The sequence below is a fragment of the Streptomyces sp. NBC_00377 genome (assembly GCF_036075115.1).
Classification (GTDB): Bacteria; Actinomycetota; Actinomycetes; order Streptomycetales; family Streptomycetaceae; genus Streptomyces.
Window position 1 is genome coordinate 3,610,584 of sequence record NZ_CP107958.1, and the last position, 26,948, is coordinate 3,637,531.

Here is a 26,948-nt window from a genome sequence, read left to right on the forward strand (position 1 = left end):
GAGGGCGGGGCCCCGATCATCCGGCGGGGGCGGCTCCCCGGCTCAGAACGCGTCCGACGGCACGTACGTCCCCCAGACCTCCCGGAGGGCGTTGCACACCTCGCCCACCGTCGCCCGGGCCCGCAGCGCGTCCTTCATCGGGTAGAGGACGTTGTCCTCGCCCTGCGCCGCCTTCTTCAGAGCGTCCAGGGCCGCGTCCACCGCCGCCCCGTCGCGCTGCGCTCGCAGCTCGGCGAGGCGTTCGGCCTGCTGGGCCTCGATGGCGGGGTCGACGCGCAGCGGCTCGTAGGGCTCCTCCGCGTCGAGCTGGTAGCGGTTGACGCCGACCACGACCCGCTCACCGGAGTCGGTCTCCTGCGCGATCCGGTAGGCCGACCGCTCGATCTCGGACTTCTGGAAGCCGTGCTCGATGGCCGACACCGCGCCGCCGAGGTCCTCGACCTTCCTCATCAGCTCGACGGCCGCCGCCTCGACGTCGTCGGTCATCTTCTCGACGACGTAGGAGCCCGCGAAGGGGTCGACGGTCGCCGTCACGTCCGTCTCGTAGGCCAGCACCTGCTGGGTGCGCAGCGCCAGGCGCGCGCTCTTGTCCGTGGGAAGGGCGATCGCCTCGTCGAAGGAGTTCGTGTGCAGGGACTGGGTGCCGCCGAGGACCGCGGCCAGGCCCTGGACCGCGACGCGGACCAGGTTCACCTCGGGCTGCTGGGCCGTCAGCTGGACGCCCGCCGTCTGCGTGTGGAAGCGCAGCATCAGCGACTTGGGGTTCTTCGCGCCGAACTCCTCCTTCATCACCCGCGCCCAGATCCGGCGCGCGGCGCGGAACTTCGCGACCTCCTCCAGGATCGTCGTGCGGGCCACGAAGAAGAAGGACAGGCGGGGCGCGAAGTCGTCGACGTCCATGCCCGCCGCCACCGCCGTCCGCACGTACTCGATGCCGTCGGCCAGGGTGAAGGCGATCTCCTGCGCCGGGGACGCCCCCGCCTCCGCCATGTGGTAGCCGGAGATCGAGATGGTGTTCCACCTCGGGATCTCGGCCCGGCAGTACTTGAAGATGTCGGCGATCAGCCGGAGCGAGGGCTTCGGCGGGAAGATGTACGTCCCCCGCGCGATGTACTCCTTCAGCACGTCGTTCTGGATCGTGCCGGTGAGCCGGTCGGCCGGGACGCCCTGCTCCTCGCCGACCAGCTGGTACATCAGCAGCAGAAGGGCCGCGGGCGCGTTGATCGTCATGGACGTCGACACCTCGTCCAGCGGGATCCCGCCGAACAGCACCCGCATGTCCTCGACCGAGTCGATCGCCACGCCCACCTTGCCGACCTCGCCGCTCGCGATCGGCGCGTCGGAGTCGTGGCCCATCTGGGTGGGCAGGTCGAAGGCGACCGACAGGCCCATCGTGCCGTTGGCGATCAGCTGCTTGTACCGTGCGTTGGATTCCACGGCGGTGCCGAAGCCCGCGTACTGGCGCATGGTCCAGGGGCGGCCGGTGTACATCGACGGGTACACGCCCCGGGTGAAGGGGTAGCGACCCGGCTCGCCCAGCTGCTCGGCAGGGTCCCAGCCCGCCAGGTCATCCGGCCCGTAGACCGGCTCGATGGGCAGTCCGGACTCCGACTCACGCGCCATTGGTGTGATGCCTCCCGCTGAGCAGTACCCGTTGCTTCGAGTGGTCGTGCCGCCTGCCGGCCGCTCACCGGACACCCGGTTACTCACGGGTACGGTCCGACCTACCGACGGACTGTATCGGCGTGCGCGCGCCCGGTGGAGAGGGGCACGCTTTGACCTTCCTCACAGAGTGGTGACGGTCCCGGTGACAACAATGCCGGTCCGTTCGCGAAGCGTCATCCGGGGGGACCATCTCAGGCATGCGAATGCGGAGATCGATCGCGGTCCTGGCCGGCACGGCGGCTCTGGTGACGGTGTGCGGCTGCACCGTGCGGACCGAGGAGGCCGACGGAGAGGCGCGCCCGCCGGGCCGGGCCGACGCCGGCCGGACAGCACCGGCCCCGGCACCGCCGTCGGCGCCGGCCGGAGCGACCACCGACAACAGGCCGGGCCGCCCCGCCACCGTCGCCCCGCCACCCGCCGTGCTGTGGTCGCGCGGCGACACCGGACGGGACGTCCGCGAACTCCAGGCCCGGCTGCGCCAGGTCGCCTGGCTCTTCGAGGGGCCCACGGGGACGTACGGCGAACTCACCGAGCAGGCCGTGAAGGGGTTCCAGGGCAAGCGCGGGCTGCCGACGACCGGGAAGACCGACACCGTCACCTGGCAGCGGCTGCTGCGGATGACACACGAACCCGGCGAGTGGGAGATGTACCTGATGGGCGGCCAGCCCGCCGCCGCGCCCGATTCCCGGTGCCTGTCCGGACGGGTGCTCTGCATCGACAAGACGACCCGCACCCTGCGCTGGATGATCGACGGCCGGACCCTGACGACGGTGTCGGTCCGCTTCGGCTCGCAGTACACCCCCACCCGGGAGGGCGTGTTCCACGTCTACTGGAAGTCCCGCGACCATGTGTCCACGCTCTACGGCTCACCCATGCCGTACGCGATGTTCTTCAGCGGCGGGCAGGCGGTGCACTACTCGTCCGACTTCGCCGCCCGCGGCTACGCGGGAGCCTCCCACGGGTGCGTCAACGTGCGGGACGAGACGGCGATCGCGAGTCTCTTCGCGCAGGTGAGGAACGGCGACAAGGTCGTCGTGTCCTGGTGAGCAGAAGGGTGCGAGAGGACCGCGGAAGCGAGATGCCGGGGGCGCGAGCGGGACCGGGGGAACGTGTCCCGCCCGCGCCGAGCGCACGAGCCGGAAGTACGGGGGGAACCCCGGCTCTGTGCAAGGGCCGATGACCAGTCGGCTCACTTGTTACTGCGCCCCGGCCGCGGAAAACGTCACACCCTTGGCGAAGAAAGTTTCCGCGGACCACGAATTCGCAGGTCAGTGATGGTGAGGGGACCATCCGCCGCCCGAACCGCCGGAGTGACCGGAGCCGCCGGAGTGACCGGAGTGACCCGGGCCGCCCGCATGGCCCGAGCCACCCGGTCGGCCCGACCCGATGCCGTGACGGCCGCCACCGCCGCCGTGACCACCACCGCCGTGACCGCCGCCGTGGCCGTCCCCGTCTCGACCACCGTCATCGTCGTCGTCATCGGAACCGCCGCCCGAGCCGTCCTTGTCGCCCGAGCCGCCGCCATGGCCTCCGCGGCCGTCCTGGCTCTTTCCGCCGTCGCGCCCGGCCGTGCCGTTCGAGGCGCGGTCGTCACCCCGCGGGTTGCCGGCGGAGGGCCCGTCGAGGACGTCCGCGCAGTACTTCGGCACGCGTGTCGCGCCGCCCGCGAGCTGCTCCAGGCTCCGGCGGCGCTCGGTGTCGAGCGTCCGGCCGGCGCTCAGGTCGCGGCAGGACGAGGTCACGCCGCTCGGCCAGGTGCCGCGGGAGCCCGGGGCGGTCGAGGCAGGGCCGCCGGTGCCCTTCTTCCCGCTGTCCTCCCCGCCGGTGCCGCCCGTGCCGCCGCCGGGGATCGCCGGGCCCGTGCCGCCGCCGGGGATCGCCGGGCCCGTGCCGCCGCCCGAGACGTCCGGCGTGGGTGAGGCGAGGGAGTGCCGGCCGTCCGGGGGCACGGCCGCCGACACCGAAGCCACGGGGCGGGCCGGTCCTACGCCGTCGAACGGGGTCGGCAGGACATCCGCCCCGGCCGCGATCCCGCCCACCAGCCCGGCGGCGACCACGGCGGCCAGCCCCAGACGCACATGCCGACTCCGGCGGCCACGGCCTGCGGCCTGCGGCACCCGGCCCCCGATGCGCACCAGCCCGGCGTCGGCGGCAGGCACGACACGCGGCCGGCCGTCGGCCGGGGTCTCACCGGCGAGCCCGGCCACGCCCGGGGCGAGGTCGGAGCCGGTGAAGCCGGCGCGGCGGGCGAGGTCGGCGCGGTCCGCGTGGGCCTTGCGGAAGGCGGCCAGGGCCGCGGCCTCGCCGGGGAGTTCCTCGTCGGCGGGCAGGGCTTCGGCGGCCGGCGCGGAGAGCGCGCCGAGGGCACGGGCGAGCCGCTCGGCCCCTTCTGCGGCCGGGCCGTCGACAGCGTTGTCGGGTGACTCACCGCGCAGCAGACGCTCCGCCGTTTCGCGATCGAGCCACCTGTCCTGCTTGTCGGCCATCACATGTCCTTCTGCGTCCGCGCGCGTGTACGCGTCACACCGGCGGACGTCACCGCGCGCGAGCGGGGTTGTCGCTGAGGCGGCAGGGCGTCGAGGGCGCCCGCCGTCTCCGGATCCTCGCCGAGCAGTTCGGCGAGCTTCCTCAGACCGCGGTGCGCTGCCGTACGCACGGCGCCGGGTCTCTTGCCGAGGGTCTCGGCGGCCGTCCTGGCGTCCAGGCCCATCACGACCCGCAGGACGACGGCCTCGGCCTGGTCCTGCGGCAGCCGGGAGATGAGGTCGAGGGTACGGCCGGTGGCCAGCGCCTCGATGGCCTCGCCCGCGGTGTCGGACTCGGCGGCCCGCCCGGTCAGTTCGGTGTCGTCGGCCACCGTCGCCGGACGCCGCCCGCGCATGCGCACGTGGTCCAGCGCCCGGTTGCGGGCGATCCGGGCGGCCCAGCCGCGGAAGCGGTCCGCGTCACCGCTGAACCGCTCCAGGTCCCGGGCTATCTGGAGCCAGGCCTCGGAGGACACGTCCTCGGCGTCGAGGTCGCCCACGAGCGTCCGTACGTACCCGAGCAGCCGCGGGTGCACCGCGCGGTACACAGTCCGGAACGCGGTCTCGTCCCCGTTCTGTGCCGCTAGCACCGCGGCTGTCAGCTCCGCGTCGTCCCCCACGTCGTGGTTCCTCGGTCGATGGTTCGCGGTCCGTGGACCGCAGGTCGTTGCGGTGGTCTGCCGCTTGGCCGTCCGGCGCGAAAGGCACGTTACGACCTGAAACCGCCGCACGTCCACGTTCGTGGAACATGCAACTGACTCGTGACGCGAGCGGGTGGCCGGGGGTGTGACAGAAAACGCACTCATGGCGCTGTAGGAAGTACGGGCCGCCGCGCGGCCCGTGCCGCGCGACGGCCGGGGCCTCTCCTGTGGGGGGTGGCGGCCCCGGCCGTCGCTCTGGCGGCAACCGGTTACCCGCCCTGGGCCCCGCCCCCGGCGGCCCCGACGCCGTTCCCGGCCGTGCCGTTCCCGTCGGCGCCTGCGGTCTTCGCCGGCTTCTCGCCGACCCCCGGCTTCTCGCTCTCCGCGGGCCCCGGGGTGTTCCCCGCCTTCGAGCCCACGTCGGGCGTCGCCGGCCTGCCGGCCTTGGGGGTCCTGCCGGCCTTCTCGGCCTTCTCGGTCTTCTCGGTCTTCGGCCCACCCTGCGCCGCGCAGTACGCGGCGACCTTCTCCTCGCCGCCCGCCGCCGCGACGAGCCGCTGCCAGGCCGTGGAGTCCATCGCCCTGCCCCGCCCCCGGACGTTCTCGTAGGCACGGCAGTGCGCCCGGGTGTCCTTGGCGGTCCCGGGACGGTCCCGGCCGGCGGTAGCGGCCGACGTCGGGTGCAGGGGGGAGCCTGTGGACCGGGCCCCGGCCGAGGACGCGGCGGGCGGCCGCCCGGGGCCCCCGGCGTCGGCACGGCCGTCGGTGGCGGAGCCGATGGCGGCGAAGGCGACCCCGCCGAGCGCGAGCCCCGCGACCAGCACGGAGAGCGTGGCCCTCAGCGAGCGGGCCGGATACCGCCGGGTCCGGGGCCGCCAGTCGTCCCGGCGCCGGGTACGGGTCTGGTGCGCGCCCGCGTCCCGGGCGGCCCGGAAGGCGGCCACGGCCCGCCGCTCGCCCTCGCTGCCGCCGTGCCCGTCGGCTCCGCTCCCGCTGTGCGAGCCGCCGCCGGGTCCGCGCCGGGCCTGGGCGAGCAGGGCCTGGGCGAGCAGCGCCTCGAGCTCCGGCACCGCGGGCCCCGGGGCCTGCGGCGCCGGAACCCGGCCGACGGCGACCGTGTCGGCGCCCGCGGACGGCGCGCGACCGACCGGGTGGACGGAGTCATCGGAGACGGCAGAAGTGACCGGCCCCTCCGGCTCGGCGGGGCCCGCGGAACTGAGGAGCCCGTCGGAGCCACCGGAGCGGGCGGAAGCGGCCGGCCCCTCGGGGGCACCGGAGTGGGCGGAGGTGGAGAGCCCGTCGGATTCGCCGGAGGAGCCGGGGCGTGCCGAGTGCGCGGGAGGTGCGGAGTGCCCGGGGCTCGCTACGTGCGCGGGGCGTGCGGGGGGTTCATGCCGAGGGCTGTGGCCCGCGCCGTCGTCCGGCCGTTCACCCATTCCGTTCCCGCCTCTGTCCCGTCCGTCCGATCGGACCGTTCGGCCTGGTGGCCGCGTCCGCCACTGATCCATACGGTCCGCGGCCCACGGCGTTCATATCGACTCCCCCAGCGTCCGGGGGCGGCCTTCCGTCACACCTTCGCCCGCGCCCTCCTCACCGAGCCGCCGGGCCAGCCGCTTCAGCCCCCGGTGGGCGGCCGTCCGGACGGCGCCGGGGCGCTTGCCGAGGACGCGGGCGGCGGCGGGCCCGTCCAGCCCGACGACCACCCGCAGCAGCACCGCCTCGGCCTGGTCGCGGGGCAGCCCGCGGACCAGTTCCAGGGCGTGCTCGGTGGAGAGCGACTCCAGCGCCTGGTCATGGGTGCTGTGCGGGCCGGGCAGGTCGACGACGACGTCCGGGTCCAGGACCGCCGACCGGGGCCGGACCCGCAGCCGGCGCAGATGGTCGAGGGCCCGGTGCCGGGCGATGGTCGCCGTCCACCCGCGGAAACCGGCGCCGTCGCCCCTGAACCGCCCCAGGTCCCGCGCTATCTCCAGCCAGGCGTCGGAGGCCACGTCCTCGGCGTCGTCGCCGACGATCCCGCGCAGATAACCCAGCAGTCCGGGCTGCACGATCCGGTACGCCACGGCGAACGCGGCCTCGTCGCCGTCCTGGGCCCGCGTCACGGCCGCGCCCAGTTCCCCGTCGTACGCGTGCGCGCGCCGGGGTTCCCCTCCCTGGCCCAAGACTGTCCTCGTTCGTGCGGAGTTCGTTCCGGCGCGCGACTCCCCCGTCGGACACCGGGTCCGGACGCGGCCACGCCCCCACGGTCATCAGCGTCGGGCCTCACGGAAATGTCACAGCGGGCGGTCAGGCGGCCTCACGCCGGACCCGTCCGTGCAGGGTCAGATAGAACGTCCGCAACGAGTCCTGCGGGCCGCCGGTCTCGAACCGGTTGACGACCTTGCCGAGCGGGTTCCACACCCGTCCGTCCGGCATCCGCACCCCGACCGACTGCCCGAACCAGCCGCGCTGGGCGTCGTCGAGATCCACCCAGGTCCCGCCGGCCCGCCGCACGAGCACTTCGCCGACGTACGCCCCCAGCCCGACGAGCGTGCCCTGGACCCGTTCCCGCTCCGCCCCGCCCTTGCGCAGCCCGTCCACCAGGAAGTCGACGAGGCGCAGGCTGGCGACGGAGTAGTCCAGCGGCAACCGCTGCCGAGCGACGACCCACGCGACGAACCCGGCGGCGCAGTCCCGCATCGCCCGCGCGTCCGGAGTCGCCTCGTCCATCTTGCTCCCCATGAGCCCCGCCCTTCACCGGCACCGGGGGCGCCACCTGCCGGGCCCCCGCTGTCCCAGCGGGCGACTGCCCCGAAACATCACTCACCGAGGCGCCGACGCAGGTGACGCGGGTGACGCGGGTCTCGCACCCGGGCGCCGGGCTGCCGGGCCGTGACCCGCCACGAGGGGTGCGGCGGCGGGCTCCCCGCCCCCGCCGCCGGTCACCGCCGGTCCCGCGTCGCGTCCCGGCACAGCAGCCGCAGGGAGCCGTGGCCGGCGAAGCAGCGGCGGGACTCGTCGAGGGGTTCCCACAGCCGGCCGTCGGGGGTGCGGACCCAGTGGTCGCCGCCGGAACCCCACCACTCGCCGCCGGTCCGCCGGACGATCACCTCGCCGGCGTACGCGCCGAACCCGCGCAGGACGTGCGCCACGGCGGTGGGCGCCGAGCCCTCGCGCCGGAGCTCCTCGATCAGGCGGTCGACGCGCCACAGACTCTGCGGTGAGTGGTCCAGATGGGGGCGGACGGCGTCGGGCGCGGCGGCCACCGCCTCCGTCGCCCATCGCACGGGTCTCGCGGCGGCGGCGGGCCGAGGGGCCGGCGGGGCCGGCTGGTCGGTCCGGGCCATGGGGTCGGCCCGGTCACTCCGGTCGGTCCGGGCCATGGGGTCGGCCCGGTCACTCCGGTCGGTCCGGGCCATGGGGTCGGCCCGGTCACTCTGGTCGGTCGTCCTACGCGTCACCTCATGAACAGCGAGGCCGGCGGCGGTGGCGTCACCCGTTTCCGGGGCCTGCCCAGGACCGGTGCAGGACCACCGCACCTTCCCCGCACTCCGCTCACTTACGTCCACGAGCGCGCCGTGAGACCACCGCGCGCAGCACCCGGCGTCCCTCCGTGGTGATCTCCAGCGCACGGCGCAGGCCCCCCGTGCCATGACCGGCGATCACCTCAAGGACGGTGATCTGGCGGCGCAGTTCGGCGGCGGCGAGGGGCGGCATGCCCTCCGTGCGGCCTTCCCGGCGGGCGACGACGGAGGAGGGGTCCTCGGCCGGGTCGAGGAGGCGGTGTATCTGGAGGGAGGCGACGGAACAGGCGTCGGCCCAGAGACGCACCTCGGCGGTGGAGCGGTCGTCGGGGGCGGCGGCCAGCATCCGGTGGGCGAGGAGACCGGCCTCGTCGCCCTCCTCGGCGGTGGACGCCAGCTTGGCGCGCGCCTGTTCCAGCAGCTCGCCCCAGTCGGCGGCGTCGGAGGCCTCCGCGAGGTTCCCCCACAGCGGTCGCAGGCTCTCGTCGTCACCACCGAGCAGCGGTACACACCGATCCAAACAAGCCAGCCCGCTGGCCGCCAGCCCGCGCTCGTCGGCCTGAGCGATCAGTTCCACCAGGCTCATCCACGCCCCCCTCGCCAGGGCACCGACCTTACGGAGCCCGCACTTCCCCTTACTGCGTGCGACAGGCCAGGAGTATCACAGGAGGGTTTTTCAGCCAACCCCGAGTCGATGCGCCGGTCGGGCCGGGAGTCGCCCGGGCGCTCAGCCCAGTTTCTGTGCCAGCGCCGTGAACTGAGTCCAGGTCAGCGGGGGCGTTCCCGCGTCCCACAGCTTCTGTGAGGTGGCCCGCAGCGGCATCCGGATGCCGGCCGCGACCTGGGCCTGCGTCTGGGAGTTGGCGAGGTCGCACCACACCGAGAGGGAGCCGCCGAGGATCTGGGCGTCGTACTTCGCGGCGACCGGCGTCGTGCCGCGCAGCACCCGCGGGGTCCACTGCTGGTAGATGCGCTGCCCGGTCGGGTAGGCGAAGTCGTTCGGCTCGCCGAGGACGTAGTACAGGTACTCGTCGTTGTAGTTGAGCACCTTGCGTCCCGCGCTCAGGTACTCCACCGGTGTGCGCGCCCCGATCTCCTTGCCGGTCCAGTACGCGACCACGAGGTCGGAGGCCGGCCTGACCGACGTCCCGCGGAAGAACCCGTCGTTCCACACCCGCATGGTCCGGTCGTGGGCGCGGACGGTGTCGGCGCGGTCGTTGAGCCAGCCGGTGGTGAGGTCGGCGACGCCCGCCCCGGAGCCGTACCGGGTCCTCGCCGCGGCGGCGAGCTGGGGGTAGGAGGCGGCCGGGCTGGACACCGTCAGGGCCTGGTACTCGTCGCCGCCCAGATGCCAGTAGGCGCCGGGGAACACGTCGGCGTACTCGTCCAGCAGGTCGTCGAGGAGGTTCGCGGAGTCGTCCTTGGAAATGTCGATGGCCCCGCGGGTCGCCACCCCGCTCGCGTTGCGCAGCTGGAGCTCCGGATGGGCGGCGAGGACGGCGCCCAGGTGTCCCGGCGAGTCGATCTCGGGCACGACGGTGATGTGCCGGCTCGCCGCGAGGTCGACGATCTTCTTCACCTGGGCCTTGGTGAGGTGCAGGCCCGAGACGATCTCCGGGTGGCTGGAGGACTCGATCCGGAAGGCCTGGTCGTCGGAGAAGTGCAGGCCGAGCTGGTTGTACTTCAGGTCGCCGAGCTCCCGCACCCGGTCCTCGATCCAGGCGGGGCTGAAGTACTTGCGCGCGATGTCCAGCGTGAACCCGCGCTGCGGCTTGGCCGGCTGGTCGCGCACGACGCCCTCCGGCGCCGTACCGCCGCCGTGCACCTCCTGCTTGAGGCTGCGGGTGCCGTAGAAGACGCCGGCGTCGGAGGGTGCGCTGACGGTGACCCGACCGCCGCGCACCGTCATCGTGTACGACTCCGGGTTCGCGCCCTCGTCGTCGTTGAGCGCCAGCCGCAGGTCCCCGGCGCGTACGTCGTTCTTCTCCCCGGCGTACGTGAGCCCCAGTTCACCGGCGACCAGTCGCCCCTCGTCGGTGAGCGACGCGTCGCTCACCACCACCCGGTGCGTGGCCTGCGGCCGCCAGCCGGGGCCGCGCGCCGGGGTGTGGGAGCGGACGGCGGGGATGGTGCGGGGGGTGGTGGAGAGGGCGTAGGAGCGGCTGGGCGTGGGGCTCGCGGCCCGGGCGGCGGCGGACGCGCCGCCGTCTCCGGCGGCGGACGTCCCCGCGGCGGCCTGCCGGGAGGCGGCCGATCCGGTCGGTGCCGTGCCGTCGTCCGACGAGGCCCACACGCCCAGTCCCGCGCCGAGGGCGGCGACCAGCCCGCCCGCCAGCAGTGCCCGCGTCACCACCTGGCGCTGCGGCTTCCTCTGCGGCGTCCGGCGCCGGTGCCTGTGCCTGCTCATCCCGCCAACCGTACGACTCCCCTCCGCCCGAGGCGCGTCGAGCGCGGCGTGGTGAAGTCCACGACACATTCCGAAACTCTCTCGTTCGGGTGAAATTCAGGCATCGGTCGGACACGTCCTGACCACTCTCGATAACGTGACGACACACCCTTCACTGCATCCCCTGCCACATCACACGTGACGTGAGGATCCACGCTGCCTGCGCACCCTCTCTCCCCTCTCTCCGGACGTCTCGCCATACCGGCGCAGACCCGGACCTCACCCGCACCACCGCTGGACGGTTTCAACACCACGTCCACCGAAGAGGCGCACCGCATCCTGCTGGACTGCCTGCGCAGCCTCCGCTGGGCCCGTCGCGTGGCCGACCACCGGCCCTACCCGACGCTCGACGCCCTGCTGGCCGCCTCCGACGAGGCCGCGTACGACCTGAGCCCGGGCGACATGGCGGAGGCCCTGGCGGCGGAGCACCTGCCCGGCCTGCCGGAGGACGCGTACGGGGCGGCGCACATGGCACTGAACGCGGCCCACACGGCCTACGAGGCCCGATTCGGACACACGTTCGTCATCTGCCTCGACGGCGTCCCGGCGGCCGAGGCCCTGGACCGGGTCCTGGAGGGCATCCGGTCACGATTGGCAAACGATCCCGAGGACGAGCGGGTGGTCGCGGCGGAAGAACTCCGCCGCCTGGCGAGGCAACGGCTCAGGCAGCTCCTCTGAGGGGCCCGGGGCCCCGCCGATCCGCGGCCCCGCCGCGTGGCGCGACCGGCCACGACGAACCAGTACACGGACACAACCGCACAACCCGGACCATACGCCGGGAACACTAACCCAAACGCGTGCCACTTTGATCACACCGGTAGGCCCCCTGTAAGCGCCGAGCCGATGGCTGGCTACGATGCTGGGGGCCGGTGGACCGTACCCGGCCGGGCCCGTCCGACACCCCAAGCCGGCAGGCCCCAATCCCCGCTCCCGGAGGGTTCTTCCGTGCCGGCTGGAACGCTGTACCGCGGCCGGGAAGGAATGTGGTCCTGGGTGGCTCATCGAGTCACCGGCGTCCTCATCTTCTTCTTCCTGTTCGTTCACGTGCTGGACACCGCCCTCGTGCGTGTCTCCCCCGAGGACTACGACAAGGTCGTAGCCACCTACAAGACGCCGATCGTGGCGCTGCTGGAGTACGGCCTCGTGGCCGCCATCCTGTTCCACGCGCTCAACGGCCTGCGCGTCATCGCCGTCGACTTCTGGTCGAAGGGCACGCGCTACCAGAAGCACATGCTCTGGAGCGTCGTCGGCCTGTGGCTGGTGCTGATGCTCGGGGCGATCTACCCCGTTCTCGGCCACGCCGCTCGTGAACTGTTCGGGAGCTGAGACCGATGGCCACCACTGAAACCACCGCGGCCGGGATCGGCCCCGTCGAGGGCGGCTCCGGCTACGACGTGGACAACCCGGCTCCCTTCATCGAGCCCCCGCGCAAGCGGACCAGGAAGACCCCGAAGTCCACCCGTGGCAACTTCGAGATGGCCGCCTGGCTGTTCATGCGCCTGTCCGGCGTCGTGCTCGTCGTCCTGGTCCTGGGTCACCTGCTGATCCAGCTCGTCCTGGACGGCGGCGTCTCCAAGATCGGCTTCGCCTTCGTGGCCGGCCGCTGGGCCTCCCCGTTCTGGCAGGTCTGGGACCTGCTGATGCTGTGGCTCGCGATGCTGCACGGGGCGAACGGCCTGCGCACGGTCATCAACGACTACGCGGAGCGCGCGAACACCCGGCTGTGGCTGAAGGGCCTGCTCTACACCGCCACGGTGTTCACCATCCTGCTGGGCACGCTGGTGATCTTCACCTTCGACCCGAACATCCGCTAGGCGCACGGGACCGAGGGACTGAGAGAACCACTCATGAAGATCCATAAGTACGACACAGTCATCGTCGGCGCAGGTGGCGCCGGTATGCGCGCCGCGATCGAGTCGACGAAGCGCAGCCGCACCGCCGTGCTGACCAAGCTCTACCCCACCCGCTCCCACACGGGCGCCGCGCAGGGCGGCATGGCCGCCGCGCTGGCCAACGTGGAGGAGGACAACTGGGAGTGGCACACCTTCGACACGGTCAAGGGCGGTGACTACCTGGTCGACCAGGACGCCGCCGAGATCCTGGCGAAGGAGGCCATCGACTCCGTCCTCGACCTGGAGAAGATGGGCCTGCCGTTCAACCGGACGCCGAACGGCACCATCGACCAGCGCCGCTTCGGCGGACACAGCCGCAACCACGGCGAGGCCCCGGTCCGCCGGTCCTGCTACGCGGCCGACCGCACCGGTCACATGATCCTCCAGACGCTGTACCAGAACTGCGTGAAGGAGGGCGTGGAGTTCTACAACGAGTTCTACGTCCTCGACCAGCTGATCACCGAGGTCGACGGGGTGAAGCGGTCCGCGGGTGTGGTCGCGTACGAGCTGGCGACCGGCGAGATCCACGTCTTCCAGGCGAAGGCCGTGATCTACGCCTCCGGCGGCACCGGCAAGTTCTTCAAGGTGACGTCGAACGCGCACACGCTGACGGGCGACGGCCAGGCCGCGGTCTACCGCCGAGGTCTGCCGCTGGAGGACATGGAGTTCTTCCAGTTCCACCCGACCGGTATCTGGCGCATGGGCATCCTGCTGACGGAGGGCGCCCGCGGTGAGGGCGGCATCCTCCGCAACAAGGACGGCGAGCGCTTCATGGAGAAGTACGCGCCGGTCATGAAGGACCTCGCGTCCCGTGACGTCGTCTCGCGCTCCATCTACACGGAGATCCGGGAAGGGCGCGGCTGCGGTCCCGAGGGCGACCACGTCTACCTCGACCTCACCCACCTCCCGCCGGAGCAGCTGGACGCGAAGCTCCCGGACATCACGGAGTTCGCGCGCACCTACCTCGGCATCGAGCCCTACACGGACCCGATCCCGATCCAGCCCACCGCGCACTACGCGATGGGCGGCATCCCGACGAACGTCCAGGGTGAGGTCCTCAGCGACAACACGACGGTCGTCCCGGGCCTGTACGCGGCCGGCGAGGTCGCCTGTGTCTCGGTGCACGGCGCCAACCGGCTGGGCACGAACTCGCTGCTGGACATCAACGTGTTCGGCAAGCGGGCCGGAATCGCCGCCGCCGAGTACTCGCAGAAGGCGGAGTACGTCGAGCTGCCGGAGAACCCCGCCCAGCAGGTGATCGACCAGGTGGAGCACCTGCGCGCGTCCACCGGCACCGAGCGGGTGGCGGAGCTGCGCCGCGAGCTCCAGGAGACCATGGACGCGAACGTCATGGTGTTCCGCACGGAGCAGACGATCAAGACGGCCGTCGAGAAGCTCGCCGAGCTGCGCGAGCGCTACCGGAACGTCGCGATCCAGGACAAGGGCAGGCGGTTCAACACCGACCTGCTGGAGGCCATCGAGCTGGGCAACCTGCTCGACCTGGCCGAGGTCATGGCGGTGTCGGCGCTGGCCCGCAAGGAGTCCCGCGGCGGTCACTACCGCGAGGACTACCCCAACCGCGACGACGTCAACTTCATGCGCCACACCATGGCGTACCGCGAGGTGGGCGACGACGGCACCGAGTCCATCCGTCTCGACTACAAGCCGGTCGTCCAGACCCGCTACCAGCCGATGGAGCGTAAGTACTGATGGCAACCCCCGTTCTGGACAAGGTCGAGGCGGAGTCCGCGGCCTCCCCGTACATCACGGTCACCTTCCGGGTCCGCCGGTTCAACCCGGAGGTCTCCGCGGAGGCCTCCTGGCAGGACTTCACGCTGGAGATCGACCCCAAGGAGCGCGTCCTCGACGGTCTCCACAAGATCAAGTGGGACGTCGACGGCACGCTGACCTTCCGGCGTTCCTGCGCCCACGGCATCTGCGGTTCGGACGCCATGCGGATCAACGGCAAGAACCGCCTGGCGTGCAAGACGCTGATCAAGGACATCAACCCCGAGAAGCCGATCACGGTCGAGCCCATCAAGGGCCTGACGGTCCTGAAGGACCTGGTCGTCGACATGGAGCCGTTCTTCCAGGCGTACCGGGACGTCATGCCCTTCCTCATCACGAAGGAGACGAACGAGCCCACGCGCGAGCGCTTCCAGACCGCCGAGGACCGCGAGCGGTTCGACGACACGACGAAGTGCATCCTCTGCGCGGCCTGCACGTCGTCCTGCCCGGTGTTCTGGAACGACGGCCAGTACTTCGGCCCGGCGGCGATCGTGAACGCCCACCGCTTCATCTTCGACTCGCGTGACGAGGCGGGTGAGCAGCGCCTGGAGATCCTGAACGACAAGGACGGCGTCTGGCGCTGCCGCACGACGTTCAACTGCACGGACGCCTGCCCGCGTGGCATCGAGGTCACGAAGGCGATCCAGGAGGTGAAGCGGGCGCTCATCACGCGCCGCTTCTGATCCTTCGGGCTCGCCGAGCCCCGGGACACGGCGAGGGCCCCGCTCCTTGGAGGAGCGGGGCCCTCGCCGTGTCGCCATGCCGGTGTCAGCCGCGCAGGACGCGGCCCTGCTTGTCGGTGCGGTCGTTGCTGGTGAGGAACAGGATGCCGTCGATGAGCGCCCATAGGCCGAGGCCACCGCAGGTGAGGAGTTGGGCGATGCCCACGCCGACGGAGCCGACGTAGAAGCGTCCGATGCCGAGGGAGCCCAGGAAGATCTGGAGGATACCGGCGACGATCTTGGACTTGTCGGAGTACGGACGACCCAGCGGGTCGACCCCGTAGGGGGCCTGCGGGGTGGGGACGGTCATGACAACTGCTCCTGGAATGCCTGCGGGAGACCGGGACGGCCTGCTCCGGAAAAGGGAGTGCAGGAGGGATACGACGCGCAGGACCCCCGCGTCGACCGACGTCGACCGATCTCGACCCACGCCCCGCACGGCCTCGGCCGCGCCAGGACGTCCCCCCTGTGACAGGTGAGCCTAAATTAAACAGAGGGTAAAAAGGGAGCAGGGATGATCCTTCGTTCCTGATCCGTGATCAAACTCAGCCGATCATGTTGCGGACCACCGTCCAGGTCACCGCGATGCCGAGGACGACCGTCGATCCCCTTGCTCCCAGGCGGGGATGCCAGGTGCGGCCGTGCAGGCCCGCCCACATCCAGCGGGCCAGCAGCGCGAGCGCGAACGGCGAGGCGAGCAGCAGGACGCGGTTGTCCAGCCAGGCCTGGGTGAAGTGACCGTGCATCAGGTCGTACACCATGCGAGTGCCGCCGCAGGCGGGGCAGAGCAGGCCCGTGACGAACCGGAAGGGGCACTGCGGGAGCCAGTGACCGGGCTGGTGCGGGTCGGTGCCGTACAGGTAGGCGGCACCGGCCGCGCCGGCGGCGAGCACCGTGAGAGGGGCCGCCGCCGGGTGCCGCAGCACTGCGGGGCGCCCCGGGGCGGGGCGCCCCGGGTCAGCCACGCAGGACCCGTCCGTCGGAGTCGGTCTTGTCGTCGCTGACCAGCAGGATGATGCCGTCGATCAGCGCCCAGACGCCGAGGCCGCCGCAGGTGAACAGCTGGGCGAGCCCGATACCGACGTTCCCCATGTAGAACCGGCCGACGCCGAGGCTGCCCAGGGTGAGCTGGAGCACGCCCGCGATGATCTTCGACTTCTCGGAGTAGGGCCGGCCCATGCGGTCGTACCCGTAGGGAGCCTGCGGGTCGCCGGTGAAGGTGCCGGGGGGTATGTAGCCGGGGCCGGGATAGCCCGGCCCGGGATATCCGGGCTGGGCGTAGCCCGGGTGCGGCGGACCGGGCTGGGGGTAGCCGTAGGGGCCGGGACCGGGCGGACCGGGCTGACCCGCGTCCTGCGGGCCGCCGGCGCCTGCGCCGGGGGATCCGTAGCCGGACTGGGGTGGCTGAGGCGGCTGCTGGGGTGGCTGCGGCTGCTGCGGCGTTTCGGACAAGATGAGTTCCCCCGAGGTCAGGTGATCGGATCATCCGTAGGTGAGACGAGTGCAGGACATCTTGCAGCAGGAAAACTGCCACGCCGTAACCGGGGTGGTCCTGACCGGATTCCGGGCCCGCCACCCCTAACCTGACGACATGTCAGATGACCAGTCGTACGAGCTGCTCGGCTTCGACAACGTATTGCTGCCCGTCGGCGACCTGGGCGAGGCCGTCGACTTCTACCGGCGCGCCGGGTTCGTGGTGGGGCTGCGGTTCGACGAGGCCGGGATCGCCCTGCTGAAGGCCGGGTGCGAGACGCCGGGGATCCTGCTGCGACGGGAGGAGGCCCTGGCGCACCGGCCGCCGCCCTGGCCGCCCGTGCGGGTCTGGCTGGAGGTGCCGGACGCCCGCGCCGCGGCCCGGCGACTGGCCGACGCCGGCATCGCCCCGCTGGACAAGCCGTTCTCCACCGCCACCGGATGGACCGTGGAGGTCGCCGACCCCTGGGGGAACGTCTTCGGGTTCGCGGACTACCTCAAGCGGCCCGAACTGGCGAGGCGCTAGGCGGCACCCCCACTGTTGAACGTGTTCAAAACAAGCGCTACAGTCACCCGTGACAGCGTTTTGAACGCGTTCAAGAAATGGTGGGGAACATGGACCGCACGGTCATCGCCTACGTCGTCTACCTGGTCATCAGCATCGGTCTGACCGTCTGGGTGGCCAGGACCCTCAGTCACCACGGACGGATCTTCCTCGCCGACGTGCTCCAGGGGAACGAGAGACTCGCCGACGCCGTCAACCACCTCCTGGTGGTCGGCTTCTACCTGGTCAACCTCGGCTTCGTCGCCCTCTACCTGAGCGGCGACGACACCATCGAGGACACCCGAGGCATCTTCGAGGCCCTCTCGACCAAGCTGGGCGTGGTGCTCCTGGTGCTCGGGGCGATGCACCTGGCCAACGTGTACGTGCTGAACCGGATCCGGCGGCGCGGGGTCATGGAGCGGGAGCAGGTACCGCCGGTCGGCCCGCAGGGCTGGACCGCCCCCTCGGCGCCCGCCGCCGGGGCGTGAGCACGATGGCCGCCGGCCGGGACGCCGACCGGACCGCCGCAGGCCGGGACGCCCCGCGCGTCCCGGTCCGCCGGCTCACCGTCCTGCACGACGCCGACTGCTCGCTGTGCGCCTTCCTGCGCGACTGGCTGGGCCGGCAGCGGCAGCTGGTGCCGCTGGACTTCGTGCCGGCCGGGTCGGCGCAGGCGGCCGCCCGCTTCCCCGGCCTCGACCACCGCGCGACCCTCGACGAGATCACCGTCGTCGGCGACTCGGGCCAGGTCTACCGGGGCGCCGCCGCCTGGATCGTCACCCTGTGGGCCCTGCGCGAGTACCGCCCGATGTCCCACCGGCTGAGCACCCCCGCCGGGGCGAAGCTGGCACGGGGCGCCGTGCTCGCCGCCGCCAGGTGGCGCGACGGACAGGGGCGGACGGCGGGCTGGGGCGGGGGCGTCTACCACCGCGGCGACGGGTGGTCGTACGACCCGCGGCGCGGCTGGGCCTACGAGCCGCCCACCTGTGCCGACGGCACGTGCGCGACTGGCTAGGCTCCTGTACGTGCCCGCGAACAACGACGGTCCCGCCGAGGCCGCTTCCCCGACCGAGCCCGATGAGGCCGCCCCCGCGGCCGGACCTCATGAGGCCGCCCCCGCGTCCAAGTCCGAGCAGACCCGCGCGCTGATCCTGGAGACGGCGATGCGGCTGTTCCAGGAGCGCGGCTACGACAAGACGACGATGCGGGCCATCGCCAAGGAGGCGGGCGTCTCGGTCGGCAACGCGTACTACTACTTCGCCGGCAAGGAGCACCTGATCCAGGGCTTCTACGACCGGCTGGCCGCCGAGCACCGGGAGGCCGTGCGGGACGTCCTGGCGCGGGAGACCGGCCTGGAGGCCCGGCTGGCGGGCGTGTTGCGGGTCTGGCTGGAGGTGGCCGAGCCGTACCACGAGTTCGCGGTCCAGTTCTTCAAGAACGCGGCCGACCCGGACAGCCCCCTCAGCCCCTTCTCCGCCGAGTCGGAGCACGCGCGCGTGGAGGCCATCGCCGTCCACAAGGAGGTGCTCGCGGGGTCCAGGGCCAAGGTGCCGGAGGAACTGCGGGAGGTGCTTCCCGAACTGATGTGGCTCTCCCAGATGGGCCTCGTCATGTACTGGATCTACGACCGCACCGAGGGCCGCGAACGCAGCTACCGGCTGGCCGGGCGGGGCGCGCGCCTCACCGCGCGGGGCGTGGCGCTGGCCCGGTTCCGGGTGCTGCGACCGCTCGTCCTCGAGGTGCACGACCTGTTCACGGACTTCCTGCCCGGCATGACGAACGCCCTGCCGGACCCGGTGAAGAAGCGGCCGCCGGGCCCGGACGGGGAGTGACCCCGCCGGACCCGGACCGGACGTGCCCCGACCGGGCCCGGACGGGACGTGACTCAGCCGACCTCGGCCCCCTCCTCCAGCTCGACGTCGTACACCAGGGGCTCACCCTCGACGTCCAGTTGCCTGGTGCGCTTCAGCAGGGGCGGCTCGGCCGTCGTCACCAGCAGGTACGCGCCCGGGGCCGGGACGGACAGGATGTAGGAGCCGTCCGCGAGGGAGGCCACCCGGTCCAGTTCCCGTCCGCCCTGCGACACCAGGGTGACCGTAGCGCCCTCCACCGGGTCACCGGACGTGTCGCGGACGAAGCCGTGGACGACCGAGGCCGGGCCGCCGTCGCCCGCCGCGACCGGCCCCGCCGCCTCCTCCTTCGGCTCGACCGCGAGGTGCGGCAGCCGCTTCTCCAGCCACGCGGGCAGCCACCAGTTGGAGTCGCCGAGCAGATGCATCGCGGCCGGCACCAGCGCCGTACGCAGGATGAACGCGTCCAGCGCGACCGCGGCAGCGAGGCCCACGCCCGCCATCGCCGCGCCCGAGTCGCCGCTGAGCACGAAGGCGAGGAAGACGCACACCATGATCAGGGCCGCGGAGTTGATGACCCGGCTGGTCTCCGCGAGGCCCACCCGGACCGCCCGCGCGTTGTCCCTGGTGTGCACCCACTCCTCGTGCATCCGGCTGACCAGGAAGACCTGGTAGTCCATCGACAGGCCGAACAGCAGGGACAGCATGATGACCGGAAGGAAGGCGTTGATCGGGCCCTCCTTGCCGAGTCCGAGCAGTTCCAGGCCCCAGCCCCACTGGAAGACCGCGACGAGGACGCCGAAGGAGGCCGCGGCCGCGACCAGGTTCATCACGGCCGCTGTCAACGGCACCACCAGGGAGCGGAAGGCGACCAGGAGCAGCAGGAAGCCCAGGCCGATGATGGTGGCGATGAAGAGGGGCAGACGGTCGCCGGTGATCGTCGCGAAGTCCTTGGAGACCGCCGTCACACCGCCCACGTGCGCCTTCGCCCCGGCCTCGGGGATGACGTCGTCGCGCAGCCGGTCGATCAGGGTGTCCGTCTGCTCGGACTGCGGTGAGGTGGTGGGGACCACCTGGATGACCGTGACCCCGCCCGCGGGCGGCAGCGCGGCCACCTGCGCGACGCCGGGCGTCTTGTCGATGCCCCGGGCCAGGGCGGTGGCGTCACCGCCCTCCACGACCACCTGGAGGGGGCCGTTGAAGCCCGGCCCGAAGCCCTCGGCGAGCAGGTCGTAGGCCTTGCGGGTGGTCGTGGAGGCGTCGTCGTTGCCCTGGTCGGTCGCACCGAGGCGGAGCGAGAGAACGGGAAGCGCGAGGACGGCCATGACGGCCAGCGCGAGCGCGGCGATCGTCCGCGGCCGGCGTTGCACGCCCATCGACCAGCGGGCGGCGGGACCGCTCGCCCTCTCCCGCTCCGGATCTCCTTCGCTCCCCGCCGCCAGCAGACGCCGCTGCTTGCGGTTCAGCACGCGCGCGCCGAGGAAGCCGAGCAGCGCGGGCAGCAGGGTCGTCGCGGCGAGGACGCTCAGGACCACCGTCAGGGAGGTGCCGATGACGACGCCGTCCAGGAAGCGCAGGTTCGTCACGAGCATCCCGGCGAGCGCGATGCACACCGTGCCGCCCGCGAACAGCACGGCCCGGCCGGAGGTGTTGAGGGCGGTGACCGCCGACTCCTCCGGATCCAGTCCGCGCAGGACGCCCTTGCGGTGCCGGGTGACGATGAACAGGGCGTAGTCGATGCCGACGCCGAGGCCGATCAGCGAGGACAGCAGCGGCGCCAGGTCGGGGATGTCGGTGACGTGGCTCAGCAGCTGCGTCGAGAACAGGCCCATGCCCACGCCGAAGACGGCCACGGCGAGCGGCAGCAGCATCGCGTACAGCGAGCCGAAGGCCAGGAACAGGACGACCGCCGCCGCCGCGAGGCCGACCATCTCGGCGAGGCCGGTGGGCGGTTCCTGCACCCGCTGGACGGCCTGGCCGCCCACCTCGACCTCCAGACCGTCCCGTGCGGCGCCGCGCGCGGTGTCGACGACGTCCTGGACGAGTTCCTTGGGGACGGCGTTGGCCTGCTCGGTGAAGGTGATCTGGGCGTAGGCGATCCGCCCGTCGCCGCTGATCTGCGCCGCGCCCCCCGTGTACGGGCCGGTCACCCCGCCGACGCCCTTCATCTTCGCGATCTTGTCGAGGGCGGGCTGGATCCGGGCGGGCACCTCCTGGTCGCGTACCGAGCCCCGGTCGACCTTCCACACCACCGTGTCGGTGTCGCCCGCCCTCGCCGGGAAGGCCTTCTCCATCAGGTCGTACGCCTTCTTGGAGTCCGTGTCGGGGAGGGAGAAGACGTTCGCGTAGTCCGTCCCCGCCGTCGAGGCCGAGAACCCCAGGCCGAACAGCGCCCCCACCCAGAGCAACAGGACCACCAGCCGATGCCGATAGCACCAGCGTGCCAATGCCGCCACGCTCCATCTCCTCCTGCAGATCGTCGGTCGGTCCCCCGGGTCCTGGGCAACAGGATCGGCGGCGCCACGCGTGCGTGGCATGCGGTGGCCATGACTCTCAAGGAACTCCAAAGTGCGAACCGGCCCCATTGTCGGTGGACGCACCGATACTGGGGGGCATGACGACGGCTTCCGGCACCGTGCTGGTCGTGGAGGACGAACCGAGCATCGCGGACGTCCTCGCCATCGCCCTGCGCTACCACCGCTTCGAGGTCATGACGGCGGGCACCGTCCGTGAGGCCCTCGCCCTCGCCGACCGCACCCGGCCGGACGTGGCCCTGCTGGACGTGATGCTGCCGGACGGCGACGGCCGGGCCCTGGGGCGTGAACTGCGGGGGCGCAGGCCGGACCTGGCGCTGGTGTTCCTCACCGCGCGCGACGCGCCGGCCGAGATCGTCGGCGCCCTCGGCTTCGGCGACGACTACATCACCAAACCGTTCGACATCGACGTGGTCGTGGCCCGCATCACCGCCGTGCTGCGCCGTACCCGGCCCGCCGACGTCCTTCCGCAGCGGCCACCGCTGCGCTACGGCGACCTGGAGCTCGACGAGACGACGTACAGCGTGCACCGCGCGGGCCGCTCGGTCGAGCTCACCCCCACCGAGTACGCGCTGCTGCGGTTCCTGGTGCGCAACGGCGGCCGCATCGTCCCCAAGGAGCAGCTCCTGCGCCATGTCTGGAGTTACGAGCACACCCCGCCGGAGTCGACGGTCGTCGAGACCTACATCAGCTATCTGCGGCGCAAGCTGGACGTCCTGGGGCCACCGGTGATCACCACCCGGCGGGGCGTGGGATACGGACTGGCGTGAAGCGGATCCACCGGCACGGCATCCACTCCCTGCGCGGCAAGCTGACGGCGGCCAACGTCGGGCTGCTCGCGATCGGCATCGTCGCGGCCACCGCCGTCAGCCTCATGGCGATGCGGCACTACCTCCTGGACCAGGTCGACTCCGAGCTCACCAAGACGCGTACCTCGCTGGGGAGTTCGCAGCTCACCCTGCGGCAGATCGACTCGCTGAGCGTCCTGGGCTTCGTCCACGACCGGCTGGTGCCCGAGTACTCCGCGGACCGGCCGGCGCCGGACTCCGTGTTCACCGCCGTGGACGACGAGGGCGAGGCCCTGTCCCTCTTCGGCATCGCGCCGACCGAGGACCAGCGCGGCCTCGCGAAGGCCGTGCACGACCCGGCAGCGCTCGTGCGCGACGCCGACCCGCACGACGTGAGCGTGCGCGGCGCCGCGTACCGGGTGACCGCGACCCGGCTCACCGACGGCACGTACATCCTGCTGGCGACCTCCACCGAGGCCCTCCACAAGGGCATAGCCAAGGCCCTGAAGCTCGACCTGGCGGTAGGGACGCTGCTGCTGGCCCTGCTCGCCTGTCTGACCCTGTTCAGCGTGCGGCGGCGGATGCGGCCGCTGGAGGACATGGTGGAGACGTCGTCGGCGATCGCAGAGGGGGACCTGACCCGGCGGGTGCCCTCCAGCCACCACCCCGCCCAGGAGGTGGAACAGCTGCGGCTCGCCCTGAACTCCATGCTCCACCAGGTGGAGACCGCGTACCGCACCCGCGAGCGCAGCGCGGCCCAGTTGCGCCGCTTCGTGGCCGACGCCTCGCACGAACTGCGCACCCCGCTCTCCGCGATCCGCGGTTACCTCCAGCTGTACGACCAGGGGATGCTGGTCGAGCCGGAGGAGCGCCGGCGGGCCTGGGACCGGATGAACGGCGAGGTGGACCGCATGGGCCGGCTCGTCGACGAGCTGCTCACGCTGGCCCGCCTCGACCAGCGGCCCGAACTGCGGCTGCGGGGCGTCGACGTGAGCGCTCTGGTGCGTGACTCGGCGCAGGACCTGCGCGCGCAGCAGCCCGGGCGGCCGGTGACGGTGGAGGCCGACGGGGCCGTGCTGGTGCGGGCCGACGAGTCGGGGCTGCGGCAGGTGCTGGGCAATCTGGTGGCCAACGTGCGCACGCACACGTCGGCCGAGGTGCCGGTGCGGCTCGGGGTGGAGCGGGTCGACGGGGTGGTACGGCTGTCGGTGCAGGACGAGGGGCCCGGGCTGTGCTCCGAGGACGCGGCGCGGGTCTTCGACCGCTTCTTCCGGGCCGGCGGCGGGGCGGGCAGCGGGCTGGGCCTGGCGATCGTGCAGGGCGTCGTACAGGCGCACGGCGGCGAGGTGAGCGTGCGGACGGCGCCGGGCGAGGGACTCGCGGTGACGGTGACGCTGCCGACCCGCCCGGACGCCTGTCTCTGAGCGCGAGCGCGCCGCGGCCTGTGCGGTGGCCGGGAGGGGGCCCGCCGGTCCACCCGTCCACAGGCCCACCCGTCCACAGGCCCACCCGTCCACAGGCACCCCGTCCGCGGGACCGGGTGCGGGACCCGCCTCAGATCCAGTCGAGTTTCCAGAGGCGGAACACGCCGTCGCCGTCCGCCAGGAACTGGCCGCCGCCGACGTCCGAGCTGGTGACGACGTACTCCTTGCGCTGCCACAGCGGGATGACCGGCACGTCCTCGGCGATGACCTTCTGGAGGTCGCGGAAGTCGCCGGCGACCCGGCTGCGGTCGGCGAACTGCCGGCTCGCGGCGATGTAGTCGTCGACCGCCTTGCTGCTGTAGCCGGTGTTCATGGTGGAGCCGGTGCCGACGAGCGGGCCCGCGAAGGTGTCCGGGTCGGGATAGTCGGCGACCCAGCCGACGGCGTACGCGTCGAGTTTGCCGCCGGCCCACTGCTTCTGGAACTCGGCCCAGGGGAAAGCTTTGACGTCCACCTCGAACAGCCCGCTCGCCTCCAGCTGCCGCTTGACCTCCTTGGCCTCGGCCGCCGCGGCGCCGCTGCCCAGCCCGTAGCCGTAGGTGAACTTCACCGGGACGGCGACGCCTGCCGACTTCAGGAGCTCGCGGGCCTTCTGGGCGCTCCGCGCCGGGTAGTTGTCGAAGAAGGAGGTGGTGTGGCCGGTGATGCCGGTCGGGACGAGCGAGTACAGCGGCTCGACGGTTCCGTCGTACACGCTCGCCGCCAGCCGGTCACGGTCGATCAGCCAGGCCATCGCCCTGCGGACGCCGGTGTCGTGCAGCGGTGAGCCGGAGCGGGTGTCGAAGTACAGGTTGCGGGTCTCGGCCGCCTCGGCCTCGTAGACGCGCTGGTCGGGGTCGCTGGTGTTCAGGGCGGCCAGCACGGCGGGCGGAAGCTGACGGGTCGCGGCCTGGACGTCCTTGGCCTTCCACGCCTTCTCCAGCGCGTCGGGGTCGGAGTAGTACCGCAGCTCGATGGGTGAACCGGTCGACACGGCGCCCTTGTAGCGCGTGTTGGGCGACAGCGCGACCTTCTTGCCCTTCGTGTACCCCGTCAGGTCGTAGGGGCCGGTGCCGTCGACGCGGCTGCCGGGGCGCAGTGCGTCCGCCGGGTAGCGGGTGTGGTCGACGATCGAGCCGGCTCCGGTGGCCACCTTGAACGGGAAGGTGGCGTCCGGCGACGACAGGTGGAAGGTGACGGTCAGGTCGTGGGCGTCCACCGACTTCAGGGTGGAGAACAGGGAGGCGGGGCCGACATCCGAGTTGATCTTCTTGACCCGGTCGAAGGAGAACTTCACGTCCTCGGCGGTCACCCTGGCGCCGCTGCCGAAGGTGAGGTCGTCGCGCAGCTTGCAGGTGTACGTGACGAGGCTGCCCTTGGCGAAGGAACAGCTCCTGGCCGCGTCCGGCACGGGCGAGGCGCCGCCCGGCACGTACGTCAGCAGCGATTGGAAGACGTTGCTGAACAACGCCCATGAGCCGGCGTCGTAGGCGCCCGCCGGGTCGAGCGAGGTGACGGTGTCGGTGGTGCCGACCTTGATGACCGCGCCCCCGCTGTCCTGCGTCGGCAGCAACTGCCAGCCACCCACTCCGACGACCGCGAGAACCAGCAGCGTCATGAGGATCCGCATGCGAACAGATCGCATGGTGATGCCCTGCCTCCCCAGGCCGCCGGACGGGCCCAGTCCACAGAAAAAAGTGCCGCTCCCCTTGGCGGCGGGCTCACCTAATCACACGTGTTTCGCACGGGGGAAGGGACTTCCGGCGAGATGGGAAAGAACTTACCGACGCCGCGTTTCGGACGCGTTTCACAGCCGCTGCACAGGGTTTTGACGGATCGTCAGGCGTGTGGGGAGGCCAGTTCCACGACGGTGATGTCGGAGGGGGCTCCCACCCGGGTGGGCGGCCCCCAGGCGCCGGCGCCCCGGGACACGTACAGCTGGGTGTCGCCGTAGCGCTCCAGCCCTGCGACGGTGGGATTCGCGGCGGACGCGAGGAGGTTGCCGGGCCACAGCTGGCCGCCGTGGGTGTGTCCGGAGAGCTGGAGGTCGACGCCGTGGCGTACGGCGTCGTGGATCTGGACGGGCTGGTGGGCGAGGAGCACACACGCGCGCGTGGTGTCCCGGTCGCCGAGCGCGCGGGCGAAGTCGGGCCCTTGGCCCTCGCTCTCGCCCGCGATGTCGTTGACGCCGGCCAGGTCGAACCAGGGCAGCTCCGTACGGGCGTTCTCCAGGGGGTTCAGGCCGAGCCGCCGCACCTCCTCGACCCACTGTTCGGCGCCGGAGAAGTACTCGTGGTTGCCGGTGACGAAGAAGCTGCCCTGACGGGCCTTCAGCCCGGCCAGCGGGGCCGCGGCCGGGCCCAGGTCCTTCACGCTGCCGTCGACCAGGTCGCCGACGACCGCGATCAGGTCGGGCTGCGTCGCGTTGATCGTGTCGACGACCTTCTGCGCGAAGCCCCGGCCGAGGACCGGGCCCAGATGGATGTCGCTGACGACCGCGATCCGGTAGCCGTGGGCGCCCCGCGCAAGCTTGGCCAGGGGCACCGTGACCCGCTTGACCCGGGGGCCGCGCAGCACGCCGTAGGTGCCGTAGCCGACCGTTCCGACGGCGGCCGCGGCCGCCGCTCCGCCCACCACCCGGGAGACGAAGAGACGCCGGGAGGGGGCCGGGAACGGCTTTGCGGGCTCCTCGGGCTCCGGCCGCTCCGATTGCTCCGATTGCTCCGGCTGCTCCGGCCGTTCCGGTTTGGACGCCCCCGCCGGGACCGGCTCCGGCCGCGCGACGGGCGTCTCGGCGGACGCCCGCCTGCTCGGGAAGCGGTGCAGCAGGGGCCGTACGGCCTCGGCCGCGAGCACGGCCAGCAGGAGGTAGACCGACAGGGCCATCCACAGGAAGCCCGGCCAGGCCATGACGCGCTGGAGCCAGAAGGGCGCTCCGGTGCGTTCGCCGACCAGCGCGCCGATCGCGAGGGCCCAGCCGCCGGCGATCAGCACAGCGCCGCCGCGGCGTGCCCGGCCGGGGCCGCGGGTGGTATCGCGGAACAGCCGTCGCCACAGATACCAGTTGGCCGCGACCAGCACGGCCAGGGCGAGCAGCACGAAGACGATCACCAT

Annotated in this window: 27 protein-coding genes; 12 read left to right on the forward strand and 15 right to left on the reverse strand. The window is 72.2% G+C overall.

The window, feature by feature from the left end; genetic code table 11:
* Positions 1–42: 42 nt before the first annotated feature.
* On the reverse strand, positions 43–1,623 hold the full coding sequence (locus tag OHS71_RS16150) for an acyl-CoA mutase large subunit family protein (RefSeq protein WP_328480089.1): 1,581 nt from the start codon (positions 1,621–1,623) through the stop codon (positions 43–45).
* A 245-nt stretch (positions 1,624–1,868) separates the two neighbouring features.
* Here OHS71_RS16150 and OHS71_RS16155 point away from each other — a divergent pair, with 245 nt between their 5' ends.
* A complete protein-coding gene (locus OHS71_RS16155; protein WP_328484533.1) occupies positions 1,869–2,711 on the forward strand; it encodes a L,D-transpeptidase family protein in 843 nt (280 codons plus the stop codon).
* 222 nt (positions 2,712–2,933) lie between these two features.
* Here the strand turns inward: OHS71_RS16155 and OHS71_RS16160 are convergent, their stop codons facing one another.
* The 8 genes from OHS71_RS16160 to OHS71_RS16195 form a co-directional block, all read right to left on the reverse strand.
* The gene (locus OHS71_RS16160) at positions 2,934–4,151 is read right to left on the reverse strand and encodes a hypothetical protein (RefSeq protein ID WP_328480090.1); all 1,218 of its coding nucleotides are present in this window, start codon (positions 4,149–4,151) and stop codon (positions 2,934–2,936) included.
* The gene (locus tag OHS71_RS16165; RefSeq protein WP_328480091.1) at positions 4,151–4,810 is read right to left on the reverse strand and encodes an RNA polymerase sigma factor; all 660 of its coding nucleotides are present in this window, start codon (positions 4,808–4,810) and stop codon (positions 4,151–4,153) included. The genes OHS71_RS16160 and OHS71_RS16165 overlap by 1 nt, the downstream gene beginning before the upstream one ends.
* Positions 4,811–5,100: 290 nt before the next feature.
* Entirely contained in the window at positions 5,101–5,901 is an 801-nt protein-coding gene (locus OHS71_RS16170) for a hypothetical protein (RefSeq protein WP_328480092.1), read from the reverse strand.
* A gap of 459 nt (positions 5,902–6,360) precedes the next feature.
* Positions 6,361–6,993, reverse strand: coding sequence for an RNA polymerase sigma factor (locus tag OHS71_RS16175; protein WP_328480093.1), 633 nt, complete (start codon positions 6,991–6,993; stop codon positions 6,361–6,363).
* Between the two features lie 124 nt (positions 6,994–7,117).
* On the reverse strand, positions 7,118–7,552 hold the full coding sequence (locus tag OHS71_RS16180; RefSeq protein WP_328480094.1) for a hypothetical protein: 435 nt from the start codon (positions 7,550–7,552) through the stop codon (positions 7,118–7,120).
* Between the two features lie 200 nt (positions 7,553–7,752).
* Positions 7,753–8,157: a hypothetical protein gene (locus OHS71_RS16185; RefSeq protein WP_328484534.1), complete on the reverse strand. Its 405-nt coding sequence runs from the start codon at positions 8,155–8,157 to the stop codon at positions 7,753–7,755.
* A gap of 208 nt (positions 8,158–8,365) precedes the next feature.
* A complete protein-coding gene (locus OHS71_RS16190; protein ID WP_328480095.1) occupies positions 8,366–8,920 on the reverse strand; it encodes a hypothetical protein in 555 nt (184 codons plus the stop codon).
* A gap of 141 nt (positions 8,921–9,061) precedes the next feature.
* A complete protein-coding gene (locus OHS71_RS16195) occupies positions 9,062–10,741 on the reverse strand; it encodes a beta-N-acetylhexosaminidase (RefSeq protein ID WP_328480096.1) in 1,680 nt (559 codons plus the stop codon).
* Positions 10,742–10,936: 195 nt separating this feature from the next.
* Here OHS71_RS16195 and OHS71_RS16200 point away from each other — a divergent pair, with 195 nt between their 5' ends.
* The 5 genes from OHS71_RS16200 (at position 10,937) to OHS71_RS16220 (ending at position 15,143) form a co-directional block, all read left to right on the forward strand.
* Complete coding sequence (locus OHS71_RS16200; protein WP_443047167.1) at positions 10,937–11,458, forward strand: 2-oxo-4-hydroxy-4-carboxy-5-ureidoimidazoline decarboxylase; 522 nt, start codon at positions 10,937–10,939, stop codon at positions 11,456–11,458.
* A gap of 267 nt (positions 11,459–11,725) precedes the next feature.
* Positions 11,726–12,106: a succinate dehydrogenase, cytochrome b556 subunit gene (gene sdhC, locus OHS71_RS16205; protein WP_328480097.1), complete on the forward strand. Its 381-nt coding sequence runs from the start codon at positions 11,726–11,728 to the stop codon at positions 12,104–12,106.
* A gap of 5 nt (positions 12,107–12,111) precedes the next feature.
* On the forward strand, positions 12,112–12,594 hold the full coding sequence (locus OHS71_RS16210; RefSeq protein WP_328480098.1) for a succinate dehydrogenase hydrophobic membrane anchor subunit: 483 nt from the start codon (positions 12,112–12,114) through the stop codon (positions 12,592–12,594).
* Between the two features lie 33 nt (positions 12,595–12,627).
* Positions 12,628–14,382, forward strand: coding sequence for a succinate dehydrogenase flavoprotein subunit (sdhA, locus tag OHS71_RS16215; RefSeq protein ID WP_328480099.1), 1,755 nt, complete (start codon positions 12,628–12,630; stop codon positions 14,380–14,382).
* A complete protein-coding gene (locus OHS71_RS16220) occupies positions 14,382–15,143 on the forward strand; it encodes a succinate dehydrogenase iron-sulfur subunit (RefSeq protein WP_328480100.1) in 762 nt (253 codons plus the stop codon). Before sdhA ends, OHS71_RS16220 begins: the two co-directional genes overlap by 1 nt.
* An 85-nt stretch (positions 15,144–15,228) precedes the next feature.
* Here the strand turns inward: OHS71_RS16220 and OHS71_RS16225 are convergent, their stop codons facing one another.
* From OHS71_RS16225 to OHS71_RS16235, 3 genes are all read right to left on the reverse strand, one after another.
* Positions 15,229–15,492 carry a TM2 domain-containing protein gene (locus tag OHS71_RS16225; RefSeq protein WP_328480101.1) on the reverse strand — a complete coding sequence of 88 codons (264 nt, stop codon included), beginning with the start codon at positions 15,490–15,492 and terminating at the stop codon, positions 15,229–15,231.
* 235 nt (positions 15,493–15,727) lie between these two features.
* The gene (locus tag OHS71_RS16230) at positions 15,728–16,147 is read right to left on the reverse strand and encodes a DUF2752 domain-containing protein (RefSeq protein ID WP_328480102.1); all 420 of its coding nucleotides are present in this window, start codon (positions 16,145–16,147) and stop codon (positions 15,728–15,730) included.
* A complete protein-coding gene (locus OHS71_RS16235; protein ID WP_328480103.1) occupies positions 16,140–16,634 on the reverse strand; it encodes a TM2 domain-containing protein in 495 nt (164 codons plus the stop codon). The genes OHS71_RS16230 and OHS71_RS16235 overlap by 8 nt, the downstream gene beginning before the upstream one ends.
* Before the next feature lie 139 nt (positions 16,635–16,773).
* Here OHS71_RS16235 and OHS71_RS16240 point away from each other — a divergent pair, with 139 nt between their 5' ends.
* From OHS71_RS16240 to OHS71_RS16255, 4 genes are all read left to right on the forward strand, one after another.
* Positions 16,774–17,181, forward strand: a complete 408-nt coding sequence (locus OHS71_RS16240) for a VOC family protein (protein ID WP_328480104.1) — start codon at positions 16,774–16,776, stop codon at positions 17,179–17,181.
* 89 nt (positions 17,182–17,270) lie between these two features.
* Positions 17,271–17,687, forward strand: coding sequence for a hypothetical protein (locus tag OHS71_RS16245; RefSeq protein WP_328480105.1), 417 nt, complete (start codon positions 17,271–17,273; stop codon positions 17,685–17,687).
* Positions 17,688–17,692: 5 nt separating this feature from the next.
* A complete protein-coding gene (locus OHS71_RS16250) occupies positions 17,693–18,214 on the forward strand; it encodes a thiol-disulfide oxidoreductase DCC family protein (RefSeq protein ID WP_328484536.1) in 522 nt (173 codons plus the stop codon).
* A gap of 10 nt (positions 18,215–18,224) precedes the next feature.
* Positions 18,225–19,031: a TetR/AcrR family transcriptional regulator gene (locus OHS71_RS16255; protein ID WP_328480106.1), complete on the forward strand. Its 807-nt coding sequence runs from the start codon at positions 18,225–18,227 to the stop codon at positions 19,029–19,031.
* A gap of 53 nt (positions 19,032–19,084) precedes the next feature.
* Here OHS71_RS16255 and OHS71_RS16260 read toward each other — a convergent pair whose 3' ends face one another.
* A complete protein-coding gene (locus tag OHS71_RS16260; protein ID WP_328484537.1) occupies positions 19,085–21,496 on the reverse strand; it encodes an MMPL family transporter in 2,412 nt (803 codons plus the stop codon).
* A 167-nt stretch (positions 21,497–21,663) separates the two neighbouring features.
* On the opposite strand from OHS71_RS16260, the gene OHS71_RS16265 reads away from it, so the two are divergent.
* On the forward strand, positions 21,664–22,353 hold the full coding sequence (locus tag OHS71_RS16265; protein WP_328480107.1) for a response regulator transcription factor: 690 nt from the start codon (positions 21,664–21,666) through the stop codon (positions 22,351–22,353).
* Positions 22,350–23,795, forward strand: a complete 1,446-nt coding sequence (locus OHS71_RS16270; protein WP_328480108.1) for a sensor histidine kinase — start codon at positions 22,350–22,352, stop codon at positions 23,793–23,795. The genes OHS71_RS16265 and OHS71_RS16270 overlap by 4 nt, the downstream gene beginning before the upstream one ends.
* A gap of 130 nt (positions 23,796–23,925) precedes the next feature.
* Here the strand turns inward: OHS71_RS16270 and OHS71_RS16275 are convergent, their stop codons facing one another.
* On the reverse strand, positions 23,926–25,479 hold the full coding sequence (locus OHS71_RS16275; protein ID WP_328480109.1) for an ABC transporter substrate-binding protein: 1,554 nt from the start codon (positions 25,477–25,479) through the stop codon (positions 23,926–23,928).
* Positions 25,480–25,673: 194 nt separating this feature from the next.
* Positions 25,674–26,948: a metallophosphoesterase gene (locus tag OHS71_RS16280; protein WP_328480110.1), complete on the reverse strand. Its 1,275-nt coding sequence runs from the start codon at positions 26,946–26,948 to the stop codon at positions 25,674–25,676.